The sequence below is a fragment of the Streptomyces sp. NPDC003034 genome (assembly GCF_053591375.1).
In genome coordinates, this window is sequence record NZ_JBSFTS010000021.1 from 57,825 (window position 1) to 82,291 (window position 24,467).

Annotated in this window: 21 protein-coding genes and 1 pseudogene; 14 read left to right on the forward strand and 8 right to left on the reverse strand. The window is 69.9% G+C overall.

What is annotated here, in order from left to right; genetic code table 11:
* Positions 1 to 132 precede the first annotated feature (132 nt).
* From ACWDX7_RS20735 to ACWDX7_RS20760, 6 genes are all read left to right on the forward strand, one after another.
* Entirely contained in the window at positions 133 to 1,140 is a 1,008-nt protein-coding gene (locus ACWDX7_RS20735; protein WP_451491744.1) for a GNAT family N-acetyltransferase, read from the forward strand.
* Positions 1,141 to 1,199: 59 nt separating this feature from the next.
* A complete protein-coding gene (locus tag ACWDX7_RS20740) occupies positions 1,200 to 1,790 on the forward strand; it encodes a dihydrofolate reductase family protein (protein ID WP_451491743.1) in 591 nt (196 codons plus the stop codon).
* 65 nt (positions 1,791 to 1,855) lie between these two features.
* Complete coding sequence (locus tag ACWDX7_RS20745) at positions 1,856 to 2,611, forward strand: VOC family protein (RefSeq protein ID WP_451751292.1); 756 nt, start codon at positions 1,856 to 1,858, stop codon at positions 2,609 to 2,611.
* 172 nt (positions 2,612 to 2,783) lie between these two features.
* Complete coding sequence (locus ACWDX7_RS20750) at positions 2,784 to 4,001, forward strand: glycosyltransferase (protein ID WP_451491798.1); 1,218 nt, start codon at positions 2,784 to 2,786, stop codon at positions 3,999 to 4,001.
* A 297-nt stretch (positions 4,002 to 4,298) separates the two neighbouring features.
* Positions 4,299 to 6,596: a WD40 repeat domain-containing protein gene (locus tag ACWDX7_RS20755; protein ID WP_451491742.1), complete on the forward strand. Its 2,298-nt coding sequence runs from the start codon at positions 4,299 to 4,301 to the stop codon at positions 6,594 to 6,596.
* 578 nt (positions 6,597 to 7,174) lie between these two features.
* Entirely contained in the window at positions 7,175 to 7,810 is a 636-nt protein-coding gene (locus tag ACWDX7_RS20760) for a DUF4190 domain-containing protein (RefSeq protein ID WP_451491741.1), read from the forward strand.
* 492 nt (positions 7,811 to 8,302) lie between these two features.
* Here ACWDX7_RS20760 and ACWDX7_RS20765 read toward each other — a convergent pair whose 3' ends face one another.
* Positions 8,303 to 9,037 carry an SDR family oxidoreductase gene (locus ACWDX7_RS20765; RefSeq protein ID WP_451491740.1) on the reverse strand — a complete coding sequence of 245 codons (735 nt, stop codon included), beginning with the start codon at positions 9,035 to 9,037 and terminating at the stop codon, positions 8,303 to 8,305.
* 163 nt (positions 9,038 to 9,200) lie between these two features.
* Positions 9,201 to 9,383, reverse strand: a complete 183-nt coding sequence (locus ACWDX7_RS20770) for a hypothetical protein (protein WP_451491739.1) — start codon at positions 9,381 to 9,383, stop codon at positions 9,201 to 9,203.
* Between the two features lie 815 nt (positions 9,384 to 10,198).
* Between ACWDX7_RS20770 and ACWDX7_RS20775 the strand changes: the two genes are divergently transcribed.
* Positions 10,199 to 10,579 (forward strand): hypothetical protein, encoded by a 381-nt coding sequence (locus tag ACWDX7_RS20775; RefSeq protein ID WP_451491738.1) that lies wholly within the window; start codon positions 10,199 to 10,201, stop codon positions 10,577 to 10,579.
* 433 nt (positions 10,580 to 11,012) lie between these two features.
* Positions 11,013 to 11,627, forward strand: a complete 615-nt coding sequence (locus ACWDX7_RS20780) for a class I SAM-dependent methyltransferase (protein WP_451491737.1) — start codon at positions 11,013 to 11,015, stop codon at positions 11,625 to 11,627.
* Here ACWDX7_RS20780 and ACWDX7_RS20785 read toward each other — a convergent pair.
* On the reverse strand, positions 11,599 to 12,483 hold the full coding sequence (locus tag ACWDX7_RS20785; RefSeq protein ID WP_451491736.1) for a DUF6454 family protein: 885 nt from the start codon (positions 12,481 to 12,483) through the stop codon (positions 11,599 to 11,601). The two genes, ACWDX7_RS20780 and ACWDX7_RS20785, sit on opposite strands and share 29 nt — an antisense overlap.
* Positions 12,484 to 12,978: 495 nt before the next feature.
* Between ACWDX7_RS20785 and ACWDX7_RS20790 the strand changes: the two genes are divergently transcribed.
* A complete protein-coding gene (locus ACWDX7_RS20790; protein ID WP_451491735.1) occupies positions 12,979 to 14,247 on the forward strand; it encodes an alpha/beta hydrolase family protein in 1,269 nt (422 codons plus the stop codon).
* 364 nt (positions 14,248 to 14,611) lie between these two features.
* Here ACWDX7_RS20790 and ACWDX7_RS20795 read toward each other — a convergent pair whose 3' ends face one another.
* A complete protein-coding gene (locus ACWDX7_RS20795; protein WP_451491734.1) occupies positions 14,612 to 15,586 on the reverse strand; it encodes a helix-turn-helix domain-containing protein in 975 nt (324 codons plus the stop codon).
* Between the two features lie 72 nt (positions 15,587 to 15,658).
* On the opposite strand from ACWDX7_RS20795, the gene ACWDX7_RS20800 reads away from it, so the two are divergent.
* The 5 genes from ACWDX7_RS20800 to ACWDX7_RS20820 all read left to right on the forward strand — a co-directional run bounded on the left by ACWDX7_RS20800 (position 15,659) and on the right by ACWDX7_RS20820 (position 20,957).
* Entirely contained in the window at positions 15,659 to 15,982 is a 324-nt protein-coding gene (locus ACWDX7_RS20800; RefSeq protein WP_451491733.1) for a cupin domain-containing protein, read from the forward strand.
* A gap of 145 nt (positions 15,983 to 16,127) precedes the next feature.
* The gene (locus tag ACWDX7_RS20805; protein ID WP_451491732.1) at positions 16,128 to 17,090 is read left to right on the forward strand and encodes an oxidoreductase; all 963 of its coding nucleotides are present in this window, start codon (positions 16,128 to 16,130) and stop codon (positions 17,088 to 17,090) included.
* Between the two features lie 678 nt (positions 17,091 to 17,768).
* On the forward strand, positions 17,769 to 18,257 hold the full coding sequence (locus ACWDX7_RS20810; RefSeq protein ID WP_451491731.1) for a hypothetical protein: 489 nt from the start codon (positions 17,769 to 17,771) through the stop codon (positions 18,255 to 18,257).
* An 819-nt stretch (positions 18,258 to 19,076) separates the two neighbouring features.
* Positions 19,077 to 20,327, forward strand: coding sequence for a PP2C family protein-serine/threonine phosphatase (locus ACWDX7_RS20815; protein ID WP_451491730.1), 1,251 nt, complete (start codon positions 19,077 to 19,079; stop codon positions 20,325 to 20,327).
* Positions 20,328 to 20,789: 462 nt separating this feature from the next.
* Positions 20,790 to 20,957, forward strand: coding sequence for a general stress protein (locus tag ACWDX7_RS20820; RefSeq protein WP_451491729.1), 168 nt, complete (start codon positions 20,790 to 20,792; stop codon positions 20,955 to 20,957).
* Between the two features lie 69 nt (positions 20,958 to 21,026).
* On the opposite strand, the gene ACWDX7_RS20825 is transcribed toward ACWDX7_RS20820, so the two are convergent.
* The 4 genes and pseudogenes from ACWDX7_RS20825 to ACWDX7_RS20840 all read right to left on the reverse strand — a co-directional run bounded on the left by ACWDX7_RS20825 (position 21,027) and on the right by ACWDX7_RS20840 (position 24,156).
* On the reverse strand, positions 21,027 to 21,335 hold the full coding sequence (locus ACWDX7_RS20825; protein ID WP_451491728.1) for a hypothetical protein: 309 nt from the start codon (positions 21,333 to 21,335) through the stop codon (positions 21,027 to 21,029).
* An 811-nt stretch (positions 21,336 to 22,146) separates the two neighbouring features.
* A pseudogene (locus tag ACWDX7_RS20830) lies at positions 22,147 to 22,743 on the reverse strand (carboxylesterase family protein); the annotation flags it as partial.
* A 15-nt stretch (positions 22,744 to 22,758) separates the two neighbouring features.
* Positions 22,759 to 23,244, reverse strand: a complete 486-nt coding sequence (locus tag ACWDX7_RS20835) for a carboxylesterase family protein (RefSeq protein ID WP_451491727.1) — start codon at positions 23,242 to 23,244, stop codon at positions 22,759 to 22,761.
* Between the two features lie 258 nt (positions 23,245 to 23,502).
* A complete protein-coding gene (locus tag ACWDX7_RS20840) occupies positions 23,503 to 24,156 on the reverse strand; it encodes a hypothetical protein (protein ID WP_451491726.1) in 654 nt (217 codons plus the stop codon).
* Between the last annotated feature and the right edge of the window lie 311 nt (positions 24,157 to 24,467).

A 24,467-nucleotide genomic window follows, 5' to 3' on the forward strand; every position in this document is an offset into this window, starting at 1 on the left:
AAGCACAGGTCCCACCAGGCGTGCTCGCTCACCTCCGTGTCCGCGGCCGCGATTCCCGCCGACGAGACGAAGGCGACGGCGTGCACGCGCCCCGTCCGGACGTACGTTCAACGCACTGACAGGAGCTTTTACTTGCCCGACCACGCCCGCCTCCACCTCGCTCCGCTCGATCATGTCTCGGTCACCGAGGCCGCCGCGTGGCATCAGGTCGTCGCCGCATCCATGGCGCACGACCTGCCGGACGTTCCGCCTCCCAGTCCCGCACAGATCCACGCCCAGCTCACCCAGCCCGCTCTGGACAGCCGCCGGCTGACCTGGCTGGCCACCGGGGCGGACGGCGTCCCGGTCGGAGTCGCGGCCCTGCGCCTGTTCACCTCCCCGGCGAGGAACCACTTGGCGGAGATGGAACTCCACGTCCACCCCGCGCACCGGCGCCGGGGAGCCGGCTCCCGCCTGCTGTCCGCGGTCGTGGCGGCCTGCCGCACCGAGGACCGGCGCAGTCTGATCGTCGAAGCGGCGGCCGACAGCCCGGGCGAAGCCTTCTGCGCGCGGTGGAACTTCCGCCTCGCACTGGCCGTGGACCATCTGCTCCTGCGCCTCGACGAGATGGACGAGGCGAGGATCCGCCGGCTCGGCGGGGCCGAGCACCCCGGCTACCGGCTGACCGGCTGGACCGGCACGGTGCCCGACGACCTCGCGGCCGCCTTCGCGACGGCCAAGAACGCGATGAACGACATGCCCGTCGGGGGCCTGGACTACGGCAGCGTTGCCTGGGACGCCGAGCGCGTACGGGCCATGGCCAAGGTGGTCGCCGACCGCGGCGACACCCTGCTGACCCTCGCCGCCGTCCACGACGACGGCACGATGGGCGGCTACACCGAGATCGTGGTCCCCCAGGGAGCGTCGGCCCGGGTGCAGCAGTACGACACGGCGGTCGTGCCCGCGCACCGCGGCCGCGGTCTGGGGCTGTGGCTCAAGGCCGCCATGGTGCGCCGGCTGCGCACCGAGTACCCCGGTGTCGTCGAGGTCGAGACGGACAACGCCGAGGACAACGTCCACATGCTCGCGGTCAACCGAGAGCTGGGATTCTGCTCCTACCGCCGCACCCGCGAATGCCAACTCGATGTGCCTACCGCCTGATCCGTACGACCGGGATGCCTACCCGCATCCGCCATCGCTCTCGAAGGAACGAGTAGTCCGTGCGCAAGTTGACCTACTACATCGCCGCCACCCTCGACGGCTATATCGCGGGCCCCGACGACCAGTACGACTTCTTGCCCTTCGAGGGTGAGGAAGCCGCCGCGATCCTGGCCGACTTTCCCGAAACGATGCCCACACCCGCACGCGAGCCCCTGGGCATCGCCGATCGCGCCCCTGAGCGGTTCGACACCGTCATCATGGGCCGCGCGACCTATGACCCTGGCCTGAAACTGGGGTGGACCAGCCCGTACGCCCACTTGAAGCAGTACGTCGTCTCACGTACGCTCGCCAGCCCCGATCCGGCGGTGACCGTCGTCGACGATCCGGTCGCGCTCGTCCGTGACCTCAAGGAGCAGGATGGCACGGGGATCTGGCTCTGCGGGGGCGGCAAACTTGCGGCTTCCCTGCGCGACGAGATCGACGAACTCATCATCAAGCGCCATCCCATCACCATCGGATCCGGCATCCCGCTCTTCGACGGCCCCTTCACCCCGACGAGGTTCGCTCCGGTTGCCACGCGGTCCTTCGACTCCGGCCTGACCATCACCACCTTCTCGAAGACTCCGCCGTCAGCGCAAACGCGGGCCTGAACAACCTGCTGTCACCACACACCGTCCAAGGAGCAGCCCTGAACGTCTCCGCCTCCACCCTCTCCCTGACCGTCGCCGACGTCGACGCCTCGCGTGACTTCCTCTGCACCCACCTCGGCTACCAGGTAGCCATGGCCGACGACGGCTTCGCCTCCCTGGCCCGCGAGGATGCCGCCGTCGACATCGTCCTGCTCCGCCGGGGCACCGACGTCCTGCCCGCCGAGCAGCGCGACCGGGAGGCGAGCGGTCTGATCCTCGCCTTCACCGTCACCGACCTGGCCGCGGAGGAAGCCAGGCTGCGAGCGGCGGGCGCCCCCATCACCATGCCGCTGCGCGAAGAGCCCTGGGGCGAGCGCCTGTTCCAGATGACCGATCCCAACGGAGTCGTCATCCAGCTCGTCGAGTGGACCGCACCCGAACGTCCCACGGACCAGAACGAGGACACCGCCATGCATGTGATCACCCCCACGCCGGAAAACCTCACCGTCTCCCCGAACGCCACCATGAACGGCCTGGCGGCTCCCAGCCGCGGCAGCGCCGAACTCAGCACCTGGACCGTTGCGATGGAAGCCGGTGCGACCGGCCCGGAGCACTCCATCAGCCGTGAGCAGGTCTGGACGGTCACCGCTGGCGCCCTGGAGGTGACCTGCGACGGCCGTACCGAGAGGGTCTCGGCCGGCCAGACCCTGGTCCTGCCGCCGAACCTGGTCCGTCGGATCCACGCTCCGGAGGCGACTGAGGCCCACGTCTCGATGCGCGCCGACGGCGTTGCCTCCGTTCCCGGCTCCGAGGGCACCCGCGAACTGCCCTGGGCCCGGTAGCTCACAAAACGCAGGTGATCGCTCCCCACCGCCTATCGGCGTAGGGGCAAGAAAATCACTCGCTCCCTGCAACGCGCGATGCGCAGCGCACCCGGGGCGAGGCAAGACCCGGGCCGTACCTTTCTGAAGAGCCGGCCCGGCAGTGAATCCACAGAAATGGGAGATCTACGAAGTGCGTGTGCTGTTGTCGACGTATGGGTCGCGCGGGGACGTCGAACCGCTGGTGGGGCTCGCGGTGCGGTTGCGGGAACTCGGCGCTGAGGTGCGGGTGTGTGCCCCGCCGGACGAGGACTTCGCGGAGCGGCTGGCCGGGATCGGCGTCTGCGTGGTGGGCGTCGGGCAGTCAGCGCGTGCGCTGACGACCGCCGCGCCGCCGCCGTCGAAGGGCAACCTGCCGCAGCGCGCAGCTGAACTGATTGCCAGTCAGATCAAGGTGATGCCCGAGGCGGCCGAGGGGTGCGACGTGCTGTTGGCGACGGGCGCGATGCCGGCCATCGCCGGGGCACGGTCGGTGGCCGAGAAACTGGGCATCGGCTACGTATCAGCGATCTTCCAGCAGCTGACCCTGCCCTCGCCGCAGCGCCCGCCACTGGCGTATCCGGGGCGGCCGTTCCCGCCGGAGGTGACCGACAACCGGGCACGGTGGGACCTGGACGCCCAGAGCATCAACGCGCTGTTCGGTGAGGCGCTCAACACCAGCCGCGCGACGCTCGGCCTGCCCCGGGTGGGCAACGTCCGCGACTACGCATTCGGTGACCGGCCGTGGCTGGCGACGGACCCGGTGCTGGACCCCTGGCTGGAGACGCCGGGCCTCGATGTCGTACAGACCGGCGCGTGGGTGCTGCCCGATGAACGGCCGCTCCCGGCGGAGTTGGTGGCCTTCCTGGACGCCGGCGCGCCGCCCGTGTACGTGGGTTTCGGCAGCATGGCCGTACGCGCAGGGCAGGACGCGGCCCGGGTGGCCATCGAGGCGGTCCGAGCGAGCGGCCGCCGAGTCCTGGTGGGGCGTGGCTGGGCGGACTTGGGCCTCATCGACGACCGGGACGACTGCTTCGCCGTCGGCGAGGTCAACCACCAGAAGTTGTTCGGACGGGTGGCCGCCGTCGTGCACCACGGCGGCGCGGGTACGACGACGACGGCCGCCCGGGCCGGCGCTCCCCAGGTGGTGGTGCCCCAGTTGGCGGACCAGCCGTACTGGGCCGGCCGGGTGGCCGAGCTGGGCATCGGCGTAGCCCATGACGGTCCGGTGGCGACCTTCGAGTCCCTGACGGCCGCCCTCAAGACGGCCCTGGACCCCGAAACCGACGCACGGGCGAAGGCCGTGGCCGGCAGGGTCGGCACCGACGGGGCGATGGTGGCCGCGAAGCTGCTGCTCGACGCCGTCAGCTGAGAAGGGTGGCGGGACGAGTCCGCGTGAACCACGCGGACTCGTCCCGCCGGGGACAGCCCCCAGCGCCGGGCTGAAACGCCGACTCATTGCGCCTGAGGAGGCTGCGTTCTTCGCGGGGCTCCGCGCCAGTCGCCCGACCTCACAGCACGCTCGTGATCAATACACCTAGGCCGTTTCCCCCCGGATCTTGCCGGGCTCGCGCCCCGCTGCGGTCGGCGCCACATAATGGGGTCGTGGTCCAACGCCATGGCCGCCGGTGAGCGGCCCGCGCCCGGGAGCTCACGTCGGGAGGCCGAGGTGAACACGCAGGCTTCGCCACCACCGTCGCGGCCTGAAGCCGACCGGTGGGCAGACATCGCCCAGGAGGCCGCCGACACCGGCACGCTCGACGAGCTGCTGACCCGGGCGGAGTTCCTGGTGCGTGCCGATCCGCAGCTGCTGCTGCCCCTGCTGGCCCGGGCCCGCAGTACGCCGGCCCGCCTGGCCGCAGCGGTCTGGCACACCTCCGCGTACCGGCACGCCGAGGCCGGACCGGAGGCCCGTCGGTGGCTGCTCGCACTGGATGCGGCCCGCTGGGGCGCCCGGCAGCTTGCCACGGATCTAGCCGCGGATCCGGTGGAAGGTTCCGAAGTGGCCCTCCCGTGGCGCGTCGGCTGGGCCACCGGATCCCACGTCAGCGCCTACTTGCGGGCCTTTCTCGGCGGCCGCGCCGACCCGGTGACGGCTGTGGCCGTATCGGCGACGGAGCACCGGCCGCTTGCCGTCACCGGACACGCCGACGGCACCGTACGGCGGTGGGACCTGCGCACCGGCGTCCCGCTGGGGCCGCCGCTCGATGCTCACGAGGGTTCGGTGGCCGCAGTGGCCACGGCCGTGCTCGACGGCCGGCCGGCCGCCGTCACCGGCGGTCTCGACGGGACGGCGCGGATCTGGGACCTGCGCAGCGGGGAGAGCATCGGGCCGCCGCTCATCGGTCACAGTGGCCCCGTCTCGGCCGTGGCCACGGCCGAGATCGAAGGCCGGCCCTTCGTTCTCACGGGCGACGACGAGGAGGGCACCGTACGGATCTGGGACCTGCGCAGTGCCCGATGGCTCGGCCGGGCGCTGGAGAACCCGGTCTGGGACGACGGAGTGGAGGCCACGAGCTGGGTGGCGACCGCGGAGGTGGAGGGCCGGCCGCTCGCCGTCATCAGCAGCGATGAAACCCTCCGGGTGTGGGACCTGCCCACGGGCGCGCAGCACGACCACCCCGCGTGCGGAGCGTCCGGCGGCTGGGTCACCGCGCTCGCCGTGAGTACGGTCGACGGCCGCCCCGTCACCGTGACCGGCAGCGGCAACGGCGCAGTCGAGGTACGCGAATTGGAAACCGGCAGGCAGTTGGGTCCGGCCTGCACCGGGCACGAGGGCATGGTGCGAGCCGTGGCCACCACCGCGCAGGCCGAGCGGCCCGTCGCCGTCACCGGAGGTGAGGACGGCGTGGTACGGATCTGGAACCTCGGCACCGGTGCGCAGCCCGGCGCCTGCCTCATCGGTCACATCGGAGCCGTGACCATGGTGGCGAGCGCTGTGGCGGAGGACCGGCCGGTGGCAGTCACCGGCGGCGAGGACGGCACGGCCCGCATCTGGGACCTGGCCCCCGCCCGGCGGCTGGGTGACCCGGTCAGGGGCCACGCCGCACAGGTCACATCCGTCGCCGCCGCTGTGGTGGACGGCCGCCGGGTCGCCGTGACCGGAGGTGACGACCGCACCGTACGCGTCTGGGACCTGGACACGGGGCAGCAGCGCGGCCGACCGCTGACGGGCCATGACGGCGCGGTGGAATCGGTGGCCACAGCCCTTGTGGAAGGCGATGCCGTGGCCGTCACAGGCGACTCCGACGGCGTCCTGCGGATCTGGAATGTGCGTACCGGTACGCAGGCGGCCGAGCCGTGGGCGGGGCACGAGGGCCCGGTGAGGGCGGTGGCCACCGCCGTCGTGGCCGGCCGACCCCTGGCCGTCACGGGCAGCGACGACGGCCTCGTGCGGATCTGGGACCTGGGAACGGGTCGCCAGTGCGGCCGGGCGCTGCCGGGGCAGCACGGCGCAGCCGATGCCCTGGCGACCACGGTGGTGGCGGGCAGACCGGTCGTGCTCGTGGGCGGCGCGGACTGCGTCGTGCGGATCTGGGACGTGGAGAGCGGCGAGGAGCTGGACCGGTCGCTCCGCGGCCACAGCGCCTGGGTGCAGGCCGTGGCGCCCGGAACACTGGAGGGCAGGCCGGTGGCCGCCACCGGCGGCCGGGACGGCACGGTGCGGGTGTGGGACCTGCTCACCGGCGAGCAGCTCGGTCCGCCCGTCACAGCCGGCGACGCCGCAGTGGTCGGCTCCGGATGGGTGAGCGCGATGACCACCGCGGTGGTGGCCGGCAGCCCGGCCGTCATTGCAGCCCTCCCCGGCGAAGCGACGGTACGGGCCTGGGACCTGCGCTCCGGCGAGCCGCTCGGCGCCCCCCTGCCCTTCCCGCAGCCGGTCGCCGACCTGGCCCGGCACACCGACGGCCGGATCGTCGTGTGCTTCGGCTGGGAGGTCGCCGTCCTGGAAGCCCCAGCCCCCTAGGCAGTTTCCTGCGGTCAGACCAACGATCGGACAGGCCGCACATGCCGCAGCAGCACCAGCCGACGGCGGCCTGGTCTCCTCCATGGCAGCCCTGGCTTGGCTGACCGGACCACTCTCGGCGCCACCGTGGACGACCTCCTTGGGACGAACAACATTCGGGACACAACGGCCCCAGGCTCGGTTGGCGACAACGTGGACCGGTTGCTCGGAATCGGCGGAAGCCTCTGACAGCTCCTTGCCCTGCTTGCCGTTCGTCTCCGCCAGACCCTGCTCCGCCAGCTTCCGCATCGCCCGGCGCACGTACGAGCGGCAATCCGCCTGGACCCGAACGTGCATGCGGTTCGAGCCGGTGTCCGCAGGCGCTCCCCGGGGTGCCGGACGTAGCGTAGGAGGGGCAAAGGCCACCGGCCGGCTGTTCGTCGCGTTTCATCCTCTGCAAGGAGGGTCCGCGCATGTCCAGACCTCCGCAACCACCGTCTTCCCCCGAGCCCGATCCGCAGAGGGGGCCGTACGGGCGGCCGGGGCAGCCCGGTCCGCACGGCGGGCCGCAGGGGTGGAACGCGCCGCCAGAAGGACCGTTGCCGTCGCAGAAGACCAACGTGCTGGCCATCGTGGCGTTCGTCCTGTCGCTCACCTGCATCCCGCTGGTCGCGCTGATCCTCGGCTTCATCGCCCTCAGACAGATCCGCGAGCGCGGCGAGCAGGGCAGGGGCTTGGCCATCGCGGCCATCGCCATCAACTGTGCGGCCATGCTGCTCGCGCTGGCCCTCGGGGTCACCGGTGTGCTCGTTGGCCCGGAGCGCGACAGCGGTGGAAAGGTGACCGAATCGGGCACCAGCGAAGTGGCGGACATCCGTGTCGGGGACTGCTTCAACACGGATGACAGCCTGAAGGACGACAAGGAAGAGGCAGAGACCTCGGTAACCATCGTGCCCTGCGAGCAGGCCCATGAAGCGGAGGCGTACGCCGTCTTCGACCTGGAAGAGGGACCGTACCCGGGCAAGGAGAGGATCATCTCGATCGCCGACGAGAGGTGCGGAGGCACGACGCTCAACGACTACGTGGGCGGCGCCCCGAAGATGCCGTCGAACCTGGAGAGCTACTACTACTACCCGCGGTCCGGCAACTGGGACGCCGACGACCGCAGTGTCACCTGCTTCCTGGGCAACCCCGGCGGCACGAGCACCGGCTCGGTCCGCGCCACCGGTTCCTGAGCCGCCTCAGCCGAGGATCCGGCGCACCGGGCTGACCGGTCACGCGGGCGATGGTCTCCCGAAATGTCGGGCCGGGCGGGCCCCGCGGCAGGTGCAGCGAAAACCGTCAGCGACCTCGACCAGCGGCATGCGTCCTGCCAAGATCGCTTTGGAAACGGGGCGCCGTGCTGGTGAACCTGGCGGCGCCCCGTCGCGCTGTGTCAGTGCTTGGTGTTCCACCACAGAATGACGGCGGAGACGAGCAGTGCTCCGAGTGACGTCGCAGCCCCCTTCACGAGGCCTTCGGCAGCTGGCGTGGCCAGGGCGTGTCTTTCGGATCTTGCCGGGCCCGCGTGGCCCGGCACCGTACCTTCCCCCCAGCTACCGCTGGGAGAGGCCCGTTGTCGGGGCTTCCCAGTACGTCCAGTACGAGGCAAGCTCCTCCGCTTTGCGATGCACGGCACCCGGACCACGCGGGCTCAGCCGACAAGATCCGAAAGACGCGCCCCTGGTCTAGGCGGCGTGGCCGCCGTCCACCGCGAACTCCGCTCCCGTGACATAGCCCGCGCCCGGCCCCGCGAGGAACGCCACCACGTCCGCGACCTCCCCCGCCCTACCGAACCGGCCCAGCGCCGTCATCGCCGCCTGCGGGCCCGCGTACGGTCCGTCGGCCGGGTTCATGTCGGTGTCGACGGGCCCCGGATGCACCAGGTTCGCGGTGATCCCGCGCCCGCCGAGCTCCCGCGCCAGGGCCTTCGTCAGCCCGATCGTCGCTGCCTTGCTCATCGCGTACAGTACCCCGCCCGGCCCGGGCACCCGCTGCGCCATGCAGCTGCCGATGGTGATGATCCGCCCGCCCTCCCGCATACGCGCCGCGGCGGCCTGGGCAGCGAGGAACGCGCCCCGCACGTTGACGCCCAGTACCCGGTCGACCTCGGTCAACTCGACGCTCTCCATGGGCCCGACGGCCCCGACCCCGGCGTTGTTCACGAGCACGTCGAGCCGCCCGAACCGCCGTACGGTCTCCCCGACGGCGTTCGCGACCTCCGCCGCGTCCCCCGCATCGGCCCGCAGCGCGACGCCTCGCCGCCCGAGCGCCTCCACGGCCTTGACCACCCGCGTCGCGGCCTCGGCATCGCTGACGTACGTGATTGCGACATCCGCCCCGTCCTCGGCGAGCCGCACGGCAACGGCCGCCCCGATCCCCCGGCTCCCCCCGGTCACCAGCGCCACCGCGTTCCTGTCCATGTGCACGTCCTCCCGCATCGTTTGGTTGCGAGCTCAATCAAATAGCCCCCAGCCCCCCACCGCTGGCAGGAATCCGACCCCGCGTTCCAAGACCGGACGGCGGGAACGCCAAAACCCCGCCGGAGGCAATCTCCGGCGGGGCTTTGGCTACGTGAGGTGGCTGCTATCCGATGGTGAGGTACTTGTTCCAGGCATCCTCGTCCATGCCGGTCGGGCCGCCGACCGCTGTCGTCCCGCCCATGTAGAGCCGCTGCATGCCGAGACTGTCGACGGCCCAGATGTCCGGGATGCCGTCACCGTTGGCGTCGGGCGTGCCGAGGATCTTCGGAACGGCACTCGGCCCCAAACAGTGGTGGCGTAGCCGTAGTCCTGCCCGCCCAAGGCGCTCGCTCCGTCCTTGAGGGAGACGAGGTCGACGCCCCCCGCTTTTGGACCACGCCGGCGCTGATGGGCGGGCCGGAGTCGTCGACGGCGGTGTTGGCACGATGCGGAAGCGGGGCACTCTCCGGTCGGCCTGGGCGATGAGTCGGACGAGCCCCGTCGCCTCGCCATTCCACCGGCTTCCGATCACGTCCGCGCAACCGCGGTCAGGGCGGTGAGGGCGGTGCGCACCCGACCTCGATCCCATGACCGAGTCCATCGGGGGGCGCCCAGATGCGGTTTCGGACGAGTACATCCTGACCAGTCGTCCTGTTGTGCACGACGAGCCACTGTGGCCCATAGAGGCGCGTGGCGCCGCGACCGTACAAGGCGTGGGCGGGCGGGACGCCCGCCTGTATCTCGGTCCTGGGCGAGGTGGCCGCCCCCGGCCACGGGATTGGTCCAGTCCTAGGCAGTGACCGTGCTCGTCCTTGTTCCGCTTCCGTGCGGCTTCCGGCCCACACGCCCAGCCCCAGGAGTCCCGCGCGCAGCAACCTACTGGGCGTACGCGGCAGCCAGTAGGCGGAGCAACGTCTGGCCGCATCCCGTCCCTGCGCAGGTGACCTTGTGACCGATTAGGTGCTGTCGAGCCCAGGGTTTGGATCAATAGATTCGCAACAGTCCACAGGACGTGGCCCCTGGCCGGCGGCCCGGTCAGTGATGCAGTCAGCGACATTGAAGGCAGGTCTCGCAATGAATCTGTTCCGATCCCGCACGGCTCCTGGCAGCGCCCTTTCCCGGATGGGACGTTCCTTCATCCTCGCCACCGTCGCCGCCGGCGGCCTGGTCGTGACGAGCGCGAGCGCCTCCTACGCCGCCCCGGCCGAAGCAGACTGGATATGCGGAAGCATCACCGGCGCGACAGTCTGTTTCGAACCCGACGGCGACGACTTCCACGTCAAGGACACGGCCCACGACAGCGCTTCGGCCCGCGCGGACTGGACGGTCAACTACTCCCGCGAGACCCCGCACTGCGTCAACAACAACGGCTACGACACGTGGGCGGAGTGCAAGTTCGACATGAAGGAGGGGTACACCGTCTGCTTCCGTCCGCAGGTGTACGACTACAGCGCCAACAGGCTGATCCGTACCGCCACAGAGGCCATCTGCACCGTCATCTGACCCGGTCGGCGGGCGGCCTCGGCCCCGGCAATCACCGCAAGGACGCCGAAACCATCGCCGGTCTCTCCAACTGACCGCAGGCCACGCAGCGGACCTCGAAGCCGACCGGCGCCATTCGATAGTGCGTGGGCGCGGCGGACGGCTTTCAGGAGCACGCCGCTGCGAGACGGGCCTTCGGTCGGTAGCGGATGAGTCGATGCCCTCCGCTCTCGCCCTCCGCCTCGTTTCGCAGTTGCGCGTCAGGTGATCGACGGGATTCTGCATCGGGTGCGACTGGGGTTCAGTGGCGGGACCTGCCGGAACGGTTCAGCCCGCGGAAGACCGTCTGGCGCGGACTTGGGCACCTTCGGCCAAAAGCTTTTTCCGGCCGTTCCGCAAGGGGCGAGGGCGCCTGTTGTTTGCCTGCTGTTCGGGCGGGGGTAGCTGTCGGGACATGCGTGACTTAGTGCGGGAGCAGTACTACCGGCATCGTGCCCCGGTCTACGACGAGACCAGCTATCGCGGTGATCCCGTGGTGAACGCCGGCCTGGACCGGGAAACCGCCGCCATCGGAAAACTGCTCACCGCGCTGCCCGAAGGTCGGGCGCTCGACGTGGCTTGCGGGACCGGCGTGTGGACGCAGTTCCTCCGCGGCCCGGTCGTCGCCCTGGACCAGAGCGCGGAGATGCTGGAGCTGACCCAGGCCCGGGCGCCCTGGGCCGAGTGCGTGCGGGCGCTGTGCCCACCCCTGCCGTTCGCCACCGGCGCCTTCGACCGCATCGTCACCGGCAACTTCTACGGGCTGCTGCGGCCCGAGGAGCGTGCCGTGTTCCTCGCCGAGGCACGTCGTACGGCGCGCGAGCTGATCGTGATCGACCTGCGCAGCGACGGCGACCTGCATGAGGAGAAGATAGAGCTGCGCTCGGTGGCCGACACCACGTATCCGATCTACCGGCGCCGGTTCACCCCGCGGAGCCTGTGCTCGGAGCTGAACGGCGAGGTGATGTACGAGGGGCTGTACTTCCTCGCCGTCCGGGTCGTCATGGGGCCAGCGGCGTCTCAAGGGTGATCAGGTGCGACTCGCCCGCGGTTTCTCCGTCGTCGGGGACGGCGAGCATCCGAAGGACGTTCCCGTCCGTCTCCAGGTGCACCGCGTTGTACGTGACTACGCGGCCGGCTGGTGAGAGCACGGTCACCGGCGCTTCGTGCTCGATGCGGCCGGAGGCGATCTCGACGACGGCGATCCCGCCGAGGCTGAAGATGCCCGCCCCGGCCGTGGGGTATTCCGAGATGCCCGTGCACACCACGTGGCCGCCGCCCGCGCTCACACAGGTCTGGTAGTCGACGAAGTGGCTCTTGTTCTCGACCCGGTGGGTGAGTTTCCCGTCGACCGTGAACGTGAGCAGCCGCCGGGAACCCCAGGTAACGGCGTGCAGCAGGCCGCTGTGGCGGTCGCGCACGATCCCGCCGATGTGGTCGTCGAACCGGAAGGCCTCCCGTACCTCCAGGGTGTCGGGGTCCACCCGGTAGACGATCGAATGAGAATCGGGCCGGTACTCCGCCGTCGGCACCCACAGCGATTCGCCGTCGAAGTCGATACCACCCGGGTGGTAGATCGTCCCCTCGCCCACGCTCACCCGGCCCAGCGCCGCACCGTCGGCGTCCGTGACGAACACATGGCCCTGCCCTCGGCCGGGAGTTCGGTCGTAGCCGTCCACAGGACTGTCGTGGAAGCGGGTCGCCTCGGTGATCTCCGCCGTCGACACGTACAGGCGGTGGTCATGGCCACGCGTGACGCCTTGAGGGTGGTGAGCGGGGAAGTCCAGCGGCACCCGCCCGACCACCGTCCACGGCGTGCTCCGGGTCAGCTGCCGCACCGCCACGACCACGGCTTCGTTCGAGTCGTCACACACACCAGTGGACACTGGAGAATCAGAAAGGCTCATAACCCGGTGAACGAGTCTGCGCCCGGCCCCGTAACGGCAGCGAGCAGCGCGCGCCGGTCCGGCAGCAGTTCATCGAGCCGGGCGATCCAGGCCGGTGCGTTGGCAGTGGACCGGCCCGTAGGTGGCCTTGCGGGTGGTGGCTGGTCTCACAGCATGCTTGGGGTGCAGCACGATGCTGCACCGCCGGGGCGTGCCCAAGGTGCCGACCGAGGCCGGTGGAGATGCGATGTGGCGTATCGGTCACAAAGCCGTGTGCGCTGCCTGAGTTCGCCGCCGGCCGCGCCGTGTTGCGCCACCAGGTCAGCCAGGGCCCGGTCCAGCAGCACATCCGCGACAGCCACCACCTCGGGGCAGATGTCCGGCCGTCACGCGTGAGAAGGCCGGCCGCGTATGCGACTTGGGGCTGAGAGGGGAGCGCCCGCTTGCACCTCTGGTGTGACGCGCCGCGCGGATCGGCGGGTCTAGCGTCGGGTCATGGTCACTCGCACTCGCACTCGGACGGCCACGGCCGTCGCGCTTCTTTGCGCCCTCGCCTTACCCGTCTCCACGGCGGCAACCGCTTCCGCCTCCACTTTCATCGCTCGGTTGTCCGCTCCTTCCGGTCTTGCCGCCTATGTGCCCGTTTCGGCGGCTTCGGCGGCTTCGAGGACCCCAGCCGCCTTCGTCTCCGCCGCCCGCGCCGAACTCCCTGCGCCCGCGGGGCCGTACGCGGTCGGGAGCTCCCTCCTCCACCTCGTCGACCGTTCGCGCCCCGACCCCTGGGTCGCCGAGGCCGGCGCGCGGGAGCTGATGGTGACGCTGCACTACCCGGCTGCCCCACGCTCCGGCCGGCCGGGTCCCGGCCCCGCGCCCGCGCCGTACGCCACGGCCGAGGAGACGCGGCTGCTGCTGCGTGGCATGAAACTCGAACAGGCGGTTTCGGCAGAGGAGTTGGCCGCCATGCGCACGCACAGCGGACGCGATGCCCGACCCGCGCGCGGCCGCCATCCTCTTGTTCTCCTCTCGCCCGGCTTTGGCGTCTCCCGCTACACGCTCACCCACCTCGCCGAGGACCTCGCGGCCCGCGGGTATGTGGTCGCGTCCGTCGACCACGCCTACGAGTCCTTCGGTACGGCCGTGCCGGGCGGGCGGGTGCTGACCTGCGTGGCCTGTACGGCGGTCGAGGACGACGGCGTGGACGCGGGCCGGGTCACCGCGACGCGCGCCGATGACATGTCGTTCGTCATCGACCGCCTGACGGGCCGCCATGCCGTGTGGAAGCACGCGGCGATGATCGACAAGCGGCGGATCGGCATGGCCGGTCATTCCATCGGCGGCGCCGCCGCGGCCACCGCGATGGCGGCGGATCGGCGCATCGGCGCTGGCATCAACATGGACGGCGGCTTCCAGGAGGAGCTCCCGTCCGGGAGTCTCGGCGGCCGCCCGTTCATGATGATCGGCACGGACGACGCCGTACACCGGCCCGGCGGAACCGACACGACCTGGGGTGACGCGTGGCCGGCGCTCGACGGGTGGAAGCGCTGGCTGACCGTGGCCGGTTCGGAGCACTTCACCTTCTCCGACAGTCCCGTCATCGCGCGCCACTTCGGTCTTCCGCAAAGCCCACTCCCGGCAGACAGGGCCGTAGCCATCACCCGTACGTACGTCGCCGCCTTCTTCGACCTGCACCTGCGGGGCATGGCGCAGCCCGTGCTGGACGGACCGACCCCAGCTCAGCCGGAGGTGCGGTTCCACCAGCCGTGAGTGTCCGACTCCTCGTCACGCGCGATAGCTAATCCTGGCGTTCCCGGGAACGGCGTCACCTCGCACATGTCGGCTCGAACGATGACAGGTCGTTGCGACGCGGTTCGGACCGATCGACGCCCAGCAACCCCGACCGGACCGGCCACCACTGCCGAAGCCGAGCAGGGCCCGGTCGGCGGCCGCGCGCAGCAGAAAGACGATCTTTGCCGAGGTCGACCGCGCTGCGTGGCGGCGAGCTCGGCGAACGCCCGCGGTAAGGGAATCCACAGGTGCTGGCGCTGTCGGCCGGCAGATGGCCCGAGTGCTGGCTGTCGAAGCCATCTCGCCCATGCCCGCTCCCGTGCTCCGGTGGCCGGCAGGGCGCTTACCCACTTGATCGCGTGCCACTGGTGCGGAGGCCGAAGGAGCGGCGGTACGCGGCGGGCGTGGTGTGCACCATGGCGTGGAAGCGTCTGCGGAGGTTGGCAGCCGAGGAAAGGCCGACCCTGGTGGCGATCGCCTCCACGGGGAGGTCTGTCTCTTCCAGGAGGGCTTGGGCCGCCCTGACGCGCTGCTGGAGCAGCCATCTGCCAGGACCGACGCCGAGTTGGTCGGCAAATCTGCGGGCGAGCGTTCGCGGGGAGATCCTGGCCTGTGCGGCGAGGTCGTCGATGGTGAGAGGCTGGTGCAGCCGCTCGATGGCCCAGTCGAGGATGGGAGCCAGGGATTGCGGCAGGCGCTCGGCGGGGGCCGGAGCGGCGTACTGCAATTGGCCGCCCTCGCGATGCGGAGGCATGACCATGTGCCGGGCGATCTGCGCGGCGTGGGCGGTGCCGTGGTCAGTCCGGGCCAGGTGCAGGCACAGGTCGATGCCTGCGGCGGTGCCCGCGCTGGTGGCGATGTCGCCCAGGTCGATGTACAGCGTGTCGGGCTCGACCTGGATGTCAGGGAATTGAACGGCGAGTTCGGCGGCCATTCGCCAGTGGGTGGTCGCCCTGCGGTGATCCAGCAGTCCCGCCTGAGCGAGGAGGAAGGCACCGGAGCAGATCGCGACGATGCGAGCGCCGCGACGGTGGGCATGTCGTACGGCGTCGATCACGGCGGGGGAAGCGGCCCTTTCGCGGTGTTGCCAGCCGGGGATCACCACCGTGTCCGCGGTATCGAGTGCGGGCAGTCCCTGATCGACCATCATGTCGTAGCCCGCCAGGGTCGGCACGGCGCCCGGCCGCTCCGTGCACACTGCGAACTCGTAACGGGCGGGCAGGCCGGGGCGGCTCATGCCGAAAACCTCGGCGGCACACGCCAGCTCGAACGTGGACTGCGGCGGCAGGACCAGGGCGACTACCCGGTGAACACTCATGGCGAAAAAGTACCTGCACGTGTCAATCCAGACACTGGGCAGGGCCCGGCGCCTGCTGTGACGATTGGCGTCATGCAACAAGAGCCCAGTGGAGTTCAGATCCTGCACGTTGACGAGGTCGAGCCGGTGGAGGTCGTTCCTGGCATCATCCGGCGGCGGCTGCCAGCCACGGAGTGGGCGCGCGGGTGGATGTATGACTTCGCTCCGGGGACCGAGTGGCCGCAGATGGACGTCCACGAGTGCGAAGAACGCTATTACGTGGTGTCGGGAGAGTTCATAGACCGGGGGCGTCGCCTCGGGCCGGGCAGCTATGTGGTGTTCGCGCCCAACAGCACGCACCGCCCGCGCACCGAAACCGGGGCACGCATGCTCGGCATCAGCATCCTTGCCCGGTAGCCGGCCGGCTTTCGTGCGCCGGTCGCAGGGCGCCGAGGCACGGCCGCCAGCGTCACCCGCACCACCTGGATCCGGTCGCCTCCTCGACCGGATCGGCGGTGATGAGCAGAACACCTTCATCCATCGTCCCCTGAGGTCACACACCATGAGCAACTCTCCCGCCCGGACCCTCCAAGCCGTCCCCGACCAGTGCGGACGGGTGGCGGTGGTGACCGGAGCCAACAGCGGCATCGGCTACGTCACCGCCCGCGAACTGGCCCGCCGTGGCGCACACGTCGTGCTGGCCTGCCGTGACCCGCACCGCGGCCAAGCCGCGCTCACCCGCATGCACGGCGAGGTGCCCGGCGCACACCTGGAACTGCGCCAGGTAGACCTCGGCAGCCTGACCTCCGTCCGAGCATTCGCCGCCGGCTGGAACCGCGGACGGATCGACCTACTCATCAACAACGCCGGAGTGGCGATGGTGCCCTACGCCCAGACCACCGACGGCTTCGAGTCGCAGTTCGGCATCAACCACCTGGGCACCTTCGCCCTGACCGGCCTGCTGATGCCTCACCTGCTCACAGCGCCCGACCCGCGAGTGGTCACCGTCAGCAGCGAGGGCCAGCGCTTCGCCCGCTTCGACCTGGACAACCTCAACGCCCAGCGCAGCTACCGGACGGCGTTCGCCTACGTGCAGTCCAAGCGGGCCAACCTCTACTTCGCGGTGGAACTGCAGCGCCGGGCCGAAGCCGCCGGGCTGAAGCTGCGCAGCATGGCCGTCGCGCCCGGGCTCACCCGCACCAACGTTCTCACCGGCGGTGCCAACAGCGGCAGAGGACGGCTGTACTCGACACTCACGCGGCTGCTCGTCCGCGTGGCCTTCCGCCCCACCATGGAAGGGGCGAAGACCTCCCTGTACGCGGCAACCGTGCCGGATCTGCCCGGGGGCAGCTACATCGTTCCCGACGGACCGCTGCAACTGCGGGGTGAACCCACGCGTCGTTCCCAAGAGCGCGCCATCCGCGACACCGCCACAGCCGCCCGCCTGTGGCAGCTCTCCGAACGCCTCACCGGCGTCACCTACGAGCTGCCCGCCGCCACAGCCACGCGCCTGCCGTATGTATGACGAGGGGTCCGTCGCAGGTACTTCGGGGCAGTGTGCTGAGTCGCGGTCGGCTCGGAGACGTCCTGTCGTGCCCAGGCAGGCGGCAGCGGCACCGCAGGCCGGTCGTACCAGGGGGCTTCACCGCCCGTGGCCAACGCCACGACGGGCCCGCGGCCGCGTCGGCGGGCGCGGCGCCAGTTTCCGGTGGTCGGACGGCGTGTGCGCGGCCGTGTCCAGAGGAGCGCCCATCACAAGGATTGCCGCCTCGATTGCCGGTCGGCACCGGGTGAATCTGCGGGACGCACTGCCAAACCCATCGAGGAACTCGAACTCCGTGACAAGGTGGTCGCCACCGACCCCGAAACGGGCGAAACGGCCGTCAAGGACGTGGCCGCCACGATCACCGGCCCGGCAGGGCCCGCCAGGCGCGGCCCAGCTCCTCGATCGGGGCAGCGAAGGCGGGGTCGGCCTGGCCTAGGCGCTGCCACCCGTCGTTCGCGTAAGGGTATAGGGCAGCGATCGTCGAGTAGGCAGCACCGACCAACTGGATGTCCATAGCCGCCGCGGGCCGGTGGCGGTACCCGGCTCTGAACCCGCCAGCCGATCTTGCTCAACAATCGATCGATCGCTTGAGGCCACGGTGTGCACGGAGCTGGGTCGACCGAGTAACGCTGCTGTCGCTCAATCGTTGATCGGCCCATGAAGAAGATCACAACACTCAACGCACCCTTCCGTGCCGCGATCACCAGGCGCACACAGTCCCGGTTCCGACGTCTGGCCACGGCCATGACCGTTCTCGGCGCTCTCGTACTCCCCTTGGCCGGTGCGGTCCCGGCCCACGCCGTCACCCGCAAGGTTCACGTCGCCTACCAGCACACCCACTACGAAGTCGACTTCATCGGCACCGTCAAGCCGAAGGGCGCCACCGGCTACATCCTCGACGGCGATCTCAGCGCGTGGTGCGGTGCCGGCGCACTGACACACCAGTCCTTCATCCTCTACTACCGCGGCGCCTCCCAGAGCTGGCAGTACAAGAGCTTCTGGTGTGATGACTCGCCCCAGCACCTCCACCTCGAAGAGACCCGCGCGAGCGGTGAGAAGGTGGAGCTCCAGGTCGGCGCCACCAGCGGCATCGCGAACACCTACGGGTACGGCAAGAAAATGGTCTACGACATCGGTACCAGCTGACATCACGCCCCGCACGCAAGCCCAAGTACGGCGAAGGGGCCGCATCGGATGATCGTGGCCGGAGCTGACCGGCTAGGAGCCTGAAAACTGCTTCTGGTCTGCGGGACTTCGGCGGTGAGCACCATGCGCCGCCCTCTCAGGCACATCTGCCGCCCTCGACGACGACCAGGCGGCGGTGCGTGGCGTCCGTGGCCGCACCGCGGCCGAGCGGGCTGCCGCGTTCGGATGGGGCTTCGTCAGACCGCTGCAGCGCGCCTGATGGGATCGGCGGGACGGTCACGTCCCGCTGGGGTGTCGGTGACGGGACGGCGCACTTCTTCGTTCAGTCATGCCATCGGCCGCGGTAACCGCAGCAGCAATTGGTCGTCGGCGCCGGAACGGTCGAGAGCGCCCTCTTCCCAGGCCACGACCGCCGGCATCAGCGGAGCCCGCCCAGACGAGACAGGAGGCCCCAGGGGCCTGGCCGCCGACAGCGCATTCACCCTGGCCGCACTGCTCCGTTCATCAGCGACATGCTGGAGATCACCCAGATCGACACGGTCCTTGCCGTGGTCCCTTTCGTACAGCAGGCACTGCGCACACCACCAGGCTGCAGGAAACGGTGATCAATTCCTGGCAGATCCCGCCTGACCGCGCGCGGTCCGTGCCAGGCGCCCGCTCACGCTTGCAGCGGAGCGCAGCCTGGGCGTCGACACCAGGTCGGCGACCTGTCGCCACCGTCCACGTACCTGGGGCAGGCATGTGGGCCAGTATGGAAGAGCGGTCCTCCCTTCGTTCGTTGGGCTCGGGTCCGTACACGCCAGGAAGGGATCGTCTGATATGTCCGATCACGGTGCCGGTATGCGGCGGATCCTGACTGCTCTGCTGAGCGGCAGCCACTTGATCTCTTTTGCGGAGATCCCCGATGAGGTCCGTCGGCAGGCCGCGCAGGCGGGGCTGGACGATGTGCTGATCTATCTGGCTGATCTGCAGCAGTACGTGCTGCGGCTGGTGACCGGCCGGGGCTTGGATGCCCGGGAGGGCGCGCCGGCCGGGCTGGGGGAGCTGAACATCGATGGCACGGTGGCGGGGCGCGCCTTCCAGCAAACGCAGACGCTGCCGCACCATCCGGCCGGGGACGGCGTGGTGTGGTGGGTGCCGGTGCTGGACGGCACCGAGCGGCTGGGGGTGCTGCGGGTGTCCACCGCGCGTGCGGATGACGGTCTGCGGGAGGATCTGGAGCTGCTGGCGTCGGTGGTGGCGATGCTGGTGGTCGGCAAACGCGACTCCAGTGATGCCCATGCCCGCCTGGTGCGGACCGAGAGGATGAATGTGGCCGCGGAGATGCAGTGGCATCTGATGCCGCCCATGGCCTACGCGGATGCCTCGGTGGTCATCGGTGCGGCTTTGGAGCCGGCCTACCAGGTCGGAGGGGACGCTTTCGACTACGCGCGCGCCGGGGACGTGCTGCATCTGGCGGTGTTCGATGCCATGGGCCATGACACCTCGGCCGGTGTGTCGGCCAACCTGGCGGTGGCTACCTGCCGAAACGAGCGACGCCACGGGGCGGGGCTGGTCGAGGCGAGCGTGGCCATCGAGCAGAGGCTGATGGAGCAGTTCGGCCGGTTCCGGTACGTCACGGGCATTCTGGCCGATCTGGACGTCACCACCGGCATTCTGTCCTGGGTCAACCGCGGCCACCTGCCCCCGCTGGTCATCCGCGACGGCCGCTGGATCACCCAGCTGAAGTGCCCGCCCTCCCACCCGATGGGAACCGACCTGGGACTGGAGATCACCGTGTGCAGGGAGCAGTTGCAGCCCGGCGATCACCTCGTCCTCTACACCGACGGGATCACCGAGGCCCGCAATGCAGCCGGCCACGAGTTCGGCCTGGACGGATTCACCGACTTCCTCATCCGCCACCACGCCGACGGCCTGTCCCTGCCCGAAACACTGCGACGTCTGGTCCACGGCATCCTGGAACACCACCGCGGCCGGCTCTCCGATGACGCCACCGTACTGCTGACCCAGTGGCTCGGCCCCGGCAACCACCGCAAGGACGCCGGAGCCATCGCCGGTCTCTCACACTAACCGCAGGCCACACCGCGGACCTTGAGGCCGACCGGCGCCATTCGATAGTGCGTGGGCGCGGCAGACGGCTTTCAGGAGCACGCCGCTGCGAGACGGGCCTTCCGTCGGTGGCGAATGAGTCGATGCCCTCCACTCTCGCCCTTCCACTCGTTTCGCAGTCGCACGGAGCCGAGAGCGGCCCGGCCGTTCGGATTCCCGTCACACCCCTGCGACAGGCGCAGCAAGGCCCCCTACGGCCCCGTATCCCAGGGGATGATCTTCACCGTGGACACCGGCCGCAGACCGGTGCGAGTCCACCTGCTCTGTGCGTTCCACGACGCGCGCCGCTCGCTTTGGGCTGGCCGCCGCGTGGCTGACGAGGCGTAAAAAAATCGGCGACAAGGGCGTGAATGTGTCCCCGCGAGTGGGGCACGCGAGTGTCGCAAGGAACCACCGACTACGTGAGTGAAGGAGTAGTAAGGCATGACTGCGTCCAACAACTCCGGTAACTTCGCCGACGATCCGCAGCGGGCTTCGGAGGCCGGCCGTAAGGGCGGTCAGGAGAGCGGGGGCAACTTCGCCAACGATCCCGAGCGGGCTTCGGAGGCCGGCCACAAGGGCGGCCAGGCTAGCGGTGGCGGCAACCAGTAGCGCCAGCGCTACATCGGCTCTTTCGCCGTGAAGGTCCGGTCCCCTCGCCCGGGACCGGGCCCCGGCGTGTCAGGCAGCAGCCACACAAACCCCTGGGCCGGCCAACAACTGACCGACGAGACCAGTGACCACGTCACCTCGGCCGGGCGTGCTGCTGCGCTCGGCCCTCTGCCGCTGCTGGGCGATGCTGGCCGCGAGGCCGGCCGGGCCGAAGTACCGCCAGGCGGAGCGCTCCTGCATACCAAGCCGCTCGGCGACGTTGCGGATGTTCCGCTCGATGGTGTCGGCGACCGTACCCGGGCGGACGGTCAGACCCAGGTGGGCCGGCTCGGCCAGCGTGTCGGCGGCCGCTTCCTTGAACGCCTTGGTGTTCCTCATGGACGCCATCCTCAGGAGAGCCCACGTCCCTGGGCCCGATCCATCCTGCTTCATGACTGCGGTGGGCGAGTTGGCCCCCGCTCTCAGAGTCCGACGGTCAGCCACCGCGCGGCCGGCCGACCGGCCACTTCTCGGTGAACGCTCTGAGCCGGTCCCGCTGGAGTTCCTCCTCCGCGATACGGGGCATCGAGCAAGGCCTGATCGACGTAGGGAGCGACAGCGGCGAGGACCAGGCGTCGCGTAGCGGCAGTCGTTCTCGGGAAGCTCTTCGACGAACGACTCGTAGTTGCTGTCGTCCGATGCCTTCTCAACCACGATCTCCGCGGCGTTGTCACTGACCTTCCCGTGCCTGCCCGCGGACCGGGATGTAGTCGCTGAAGAGGACCCCCAGCTCGTCCCGGATCCTGATCGCCCTTCCCTTCGGAGATGGCCGCCCGCGCCATCCGCACGGTCTCCGTCGGGATCCCACCCGGCCCGCTCGGCCGCATCGACATCGACACCCTCCCCATACGACAACGTCAATTGACCAACAGCGTCCTTGGCTCAGGTCAAGGAGAAACGCGCTGTGTCAGCGGTCACGTAATTCCCCACGATCGGCGCTCCTGCCTCACATAATTCCCTCTGGCGTAGTGGGTTGCTCAGGGAGCGGGGGACAGTTACCAGCTGGAGCGGAATCGCGGACCGGGTGGCCAGGCACGCTGGAGGTCAGGCCGCCCCGTGGCCAGGGTCAGCGCAGGGCTTTCCAGAAGTTGTACCGGTGGTCCTTGGCGAAGTCCACGAGATGGATACCGCCGGGCCCCGAGACGATCGATTATACGTTCGGTGCCGCCGGGGTGGTGGGCTTCCAGTCGGCCTTGCCCGTGCGGGCGAAGCGGGTCCAGATGTGGATCATCTCGTTGGACAGGCCCTGCTGCGCAGGGGTGAGCGGCTCGTAGGCGTCGACCTCGAAGAGGTACGGGAGCTCGAAAGTGTGCGAGGCCCCTACGACGAACCCCGGTTTCTGGTACTGCGCATCCGAGTACCAGGGAACCTCGCTGTCCGCGAACTCGTAGCTGTACGTGGGCACGTGGTGGGACAACGCCCGGCCGCTGTCGACGGAGGGGCGGGCCCAGTTGCCGTCGGTCAGGGCCGCCCCGAGGGCGAGGGCCGGTGAGTTGCCGTACGCGCTGACGGGGTACTGCGCGGCGACGACGGGAGCCAGCTCTTCGAAGACGTCCTTCATACGGAAGTCGTAGTCACCCCGGTCGATCTGTGCGGCCGGGTCCTGGGTCACGGCCTTCTTCTCCAGCTCGAAGCCGTAAACCCTGCCCCGTTCCTCGTGGCGGTTGATGCCTTGTAGCACCGAGACCTTGTTGAACTGCCCGGTGGCGAAGGCCTCCTGCGGGGTGCGGGGCAGCAGTATGCCGCCGTAGACAGGCCCGTACTAGTTGACCGTCACCACGACGACATCGCCCTGCGCGGCGAGCCGCCGGGCACCGTACAGGGCGCCTGCGCCGTCCGTGTGGTCGCCACCGTGCAGATACACCATCACGGGCCGCGGCGTGGCGGCGGCCTTGCGGGGGGTGGTGACGTCGACGAAGAGGCAGTCCTCGTCGACGGACCGGGACCCGACCGGCGGGACGGAACCCGTCTGGGGGCAGGCGGAGCCCGGCTCGGTGGCGTTCCGGACGCCGCGCCACCTCTTGGCGGGAGCGGTGGGTGCCCAGCGGAGCCCACCCGTGGGCGGGGCGGCGTAGGGGATGCCCTGGAAACTGCGCACGGTGTCGGTCACCGTGCCTCGCAGGATGCCCCTGTCGGTCCGTACCAGTGAATGATTGCCGTGATCCGTCGCGCCGGCGGGGCCGGCGATGGCCACGGCGCCCAGAGCGAGAGCGCTAGCGATGGTTGCGTGTGCTGTCCGCTTCAACATGTAGACAACCGTATAAACTTGGCGATCTCCCGAGCAGCCGGTCAGCCACCCGTTGGGGGTGGGGCTATCCCCACCCCCAGCCTCCGCGGGGCACCCCGCGACGACCTCTACTCACGCTCGACGGCCCTCCCGGCCTTGAGCGCGACCGGCCGACGGGCGGCCATAAGACTGTGCCGCCGCTCCGACACGAACTTGTTGACGACGGAGCCCCTTCCGGGATCCCCCTGGGGAAGATCGTGAACTTCGACCTGGGGAATTTCATGAACGTCCACACGCTGCACCGGGCACCCCCGGAACACCGCACCGAGGCCCGATGTGCGCCACTTCCACCCGTCGGCGATCCACGGCGAGCATCGTGTACTGGGTCGGGTCGTGACCACTGAGTGGACGCCACCGAGTGGAGCCACTGAGTGGGTGCGTACCCGGTGTGGCCGGTGCGCGGCTACCGGTGCGCCCCCGCCGTGTGCACCGTCGGGCCAGCTCCAGGCGCCCGTCGCGTATCACCTCCAGGGCGCGGGCGACGTCCTTCGGGTCGGCGACGAAGACCTGGGCGATGAAGTGCACGATGCAGCGGGCGATGGCCGGCGCCGCGCGGGCGGGGCAGTTGTGGGTCCACGCGCGGATGGCCATGAGGAAGATGACACCGAGCTCGCCCAGGACGAAGGAGTCGGCGTTGATGTCGTCGGGCAGCGCAGTCACTGGGAAGACGAGCTCCTCCGCGATGGCGACCCGCAGACCGGTGTGGGGGAGGATCTCGGCCGCGAGCCGGTCCACGGCAGCGACGTCGCCAGCGTCGACTGCCAGCACGTAGTCGAACGCGAGCTGTACCTGCGCCGGGGTCAGCTGCGCGCAGTTCGTCGGCATGTTCTCGGGCACCGGAGTCTCCTGTCGTACGGCCACCGGGTGGGTCACGGCGACTTCTCCAGCAGGGTGGAGCCGCGGGCCTGTGGATGCGGGACGGTGCTCTCTCCCTCCTCCGTAACGGGCGAAGCATCTAGTCAAGGGTCATAACGGATGGTCAAGGGTCATACCGGGCACCCTTGCCCGGGTGCTGTTCCGGGCGGTCGACGGGGCGGTGGACCCCTTGTCCGGGTAGGCGGGCACGTGTTTCCCCTGGACACGGCCCGCTGACGGCGGCCCTCAGACAGCGGTCAAGGGGCCCCTCTGCACATTCTTCTTCCACGGCCCCGGTGTGGGGCGGTGAAGGAAGCGAAGGAGATACG

Coding starts and splice junctions, on each gene's coding strand:
- ACWDX7_RS20765 (WP_451491740.1), bottom strand. CDS start 9,037: ATGGACAGGAACGCGGTGGCGCTGGTGACCGGGGGGAGCCGGGGGATC.
- ACWDX7_RS20775 (WP_451491738.1), top strand. CDS start 10,199: ATGGGACGTTCCTTCATCCTCGCCACCGTCGCCGCCGGCGGCCTGGTC.
- ACWDX7_RS20780 (WP_451491737.1), top strand. CDS start 11,013: ATGCGTGACTTAGTGCGGGAGCAGTACTACCGGCATCGTGCCCCGGTC.
- ACWDX7_RS20790 (WP_451491735.1), top strand. CDS start 12,979: ATGGTCACTCGCACTCGCACTCGGACGGCCACGGCCGTCGCGCTTCTT.
- ACWDX7_RS20795 (WP_451491734.1), bottom strand. CDS start 15,586: ATGAGTGTTCACCGGGTAGTCGCCCTGGTCCTGCCGCCGCAGTCCACG.
- ACWDX7_RS20800 (WP_451491733.1), top strand. CDS start 15,659: ATGCAACAAGAGCCCAGTGGAGTTCAGATCCTGCACGTTGACGAGGTC.
- ACWDX7_RS20805 (WP_451491732.1), top strand. CDS start 16,128: ATGAGCAACTCTCCCGCCCGGACCCTCCAAGCCGTCCCCGACCAGTGC.
- ACWDX7_RS20810 (WP_451491731.1), top strand. CDS start 17,769: ATGAAGAAGATCACAACACTCAACGCACCCTTCCGTGCCGCGATCACC.
- ACWDX7_RS20815 (WP_451491730.1), top strand. CDS start 19,077: ATGTCCGATCACGGTGCCGGTATGCGGCGGATCCTGACTGCTCTGCTG.
- ACWDX7_RS20820 (WP_451491729.1), top strand. CDS start 20,790: ATGACTGCGTCCAACAACTCCGGTAACTTCGCCGACGATCCGCAGCGG.
- ACWDX7_RS20825 (WP_451491728.1), bottom strand. CDS start 21,335: ATGAGGAACACCAAGGCGTTCAAGGAAGCGGCCGCCGACACGCTGGCC.
- ACWDX7_RS20835 (WP_451491727.1), bottom strand. CDS start 23,244: ATGTTGAAGCGGACAGCACACGCAACCATCGCTAGCGCTCTCGCTCTG.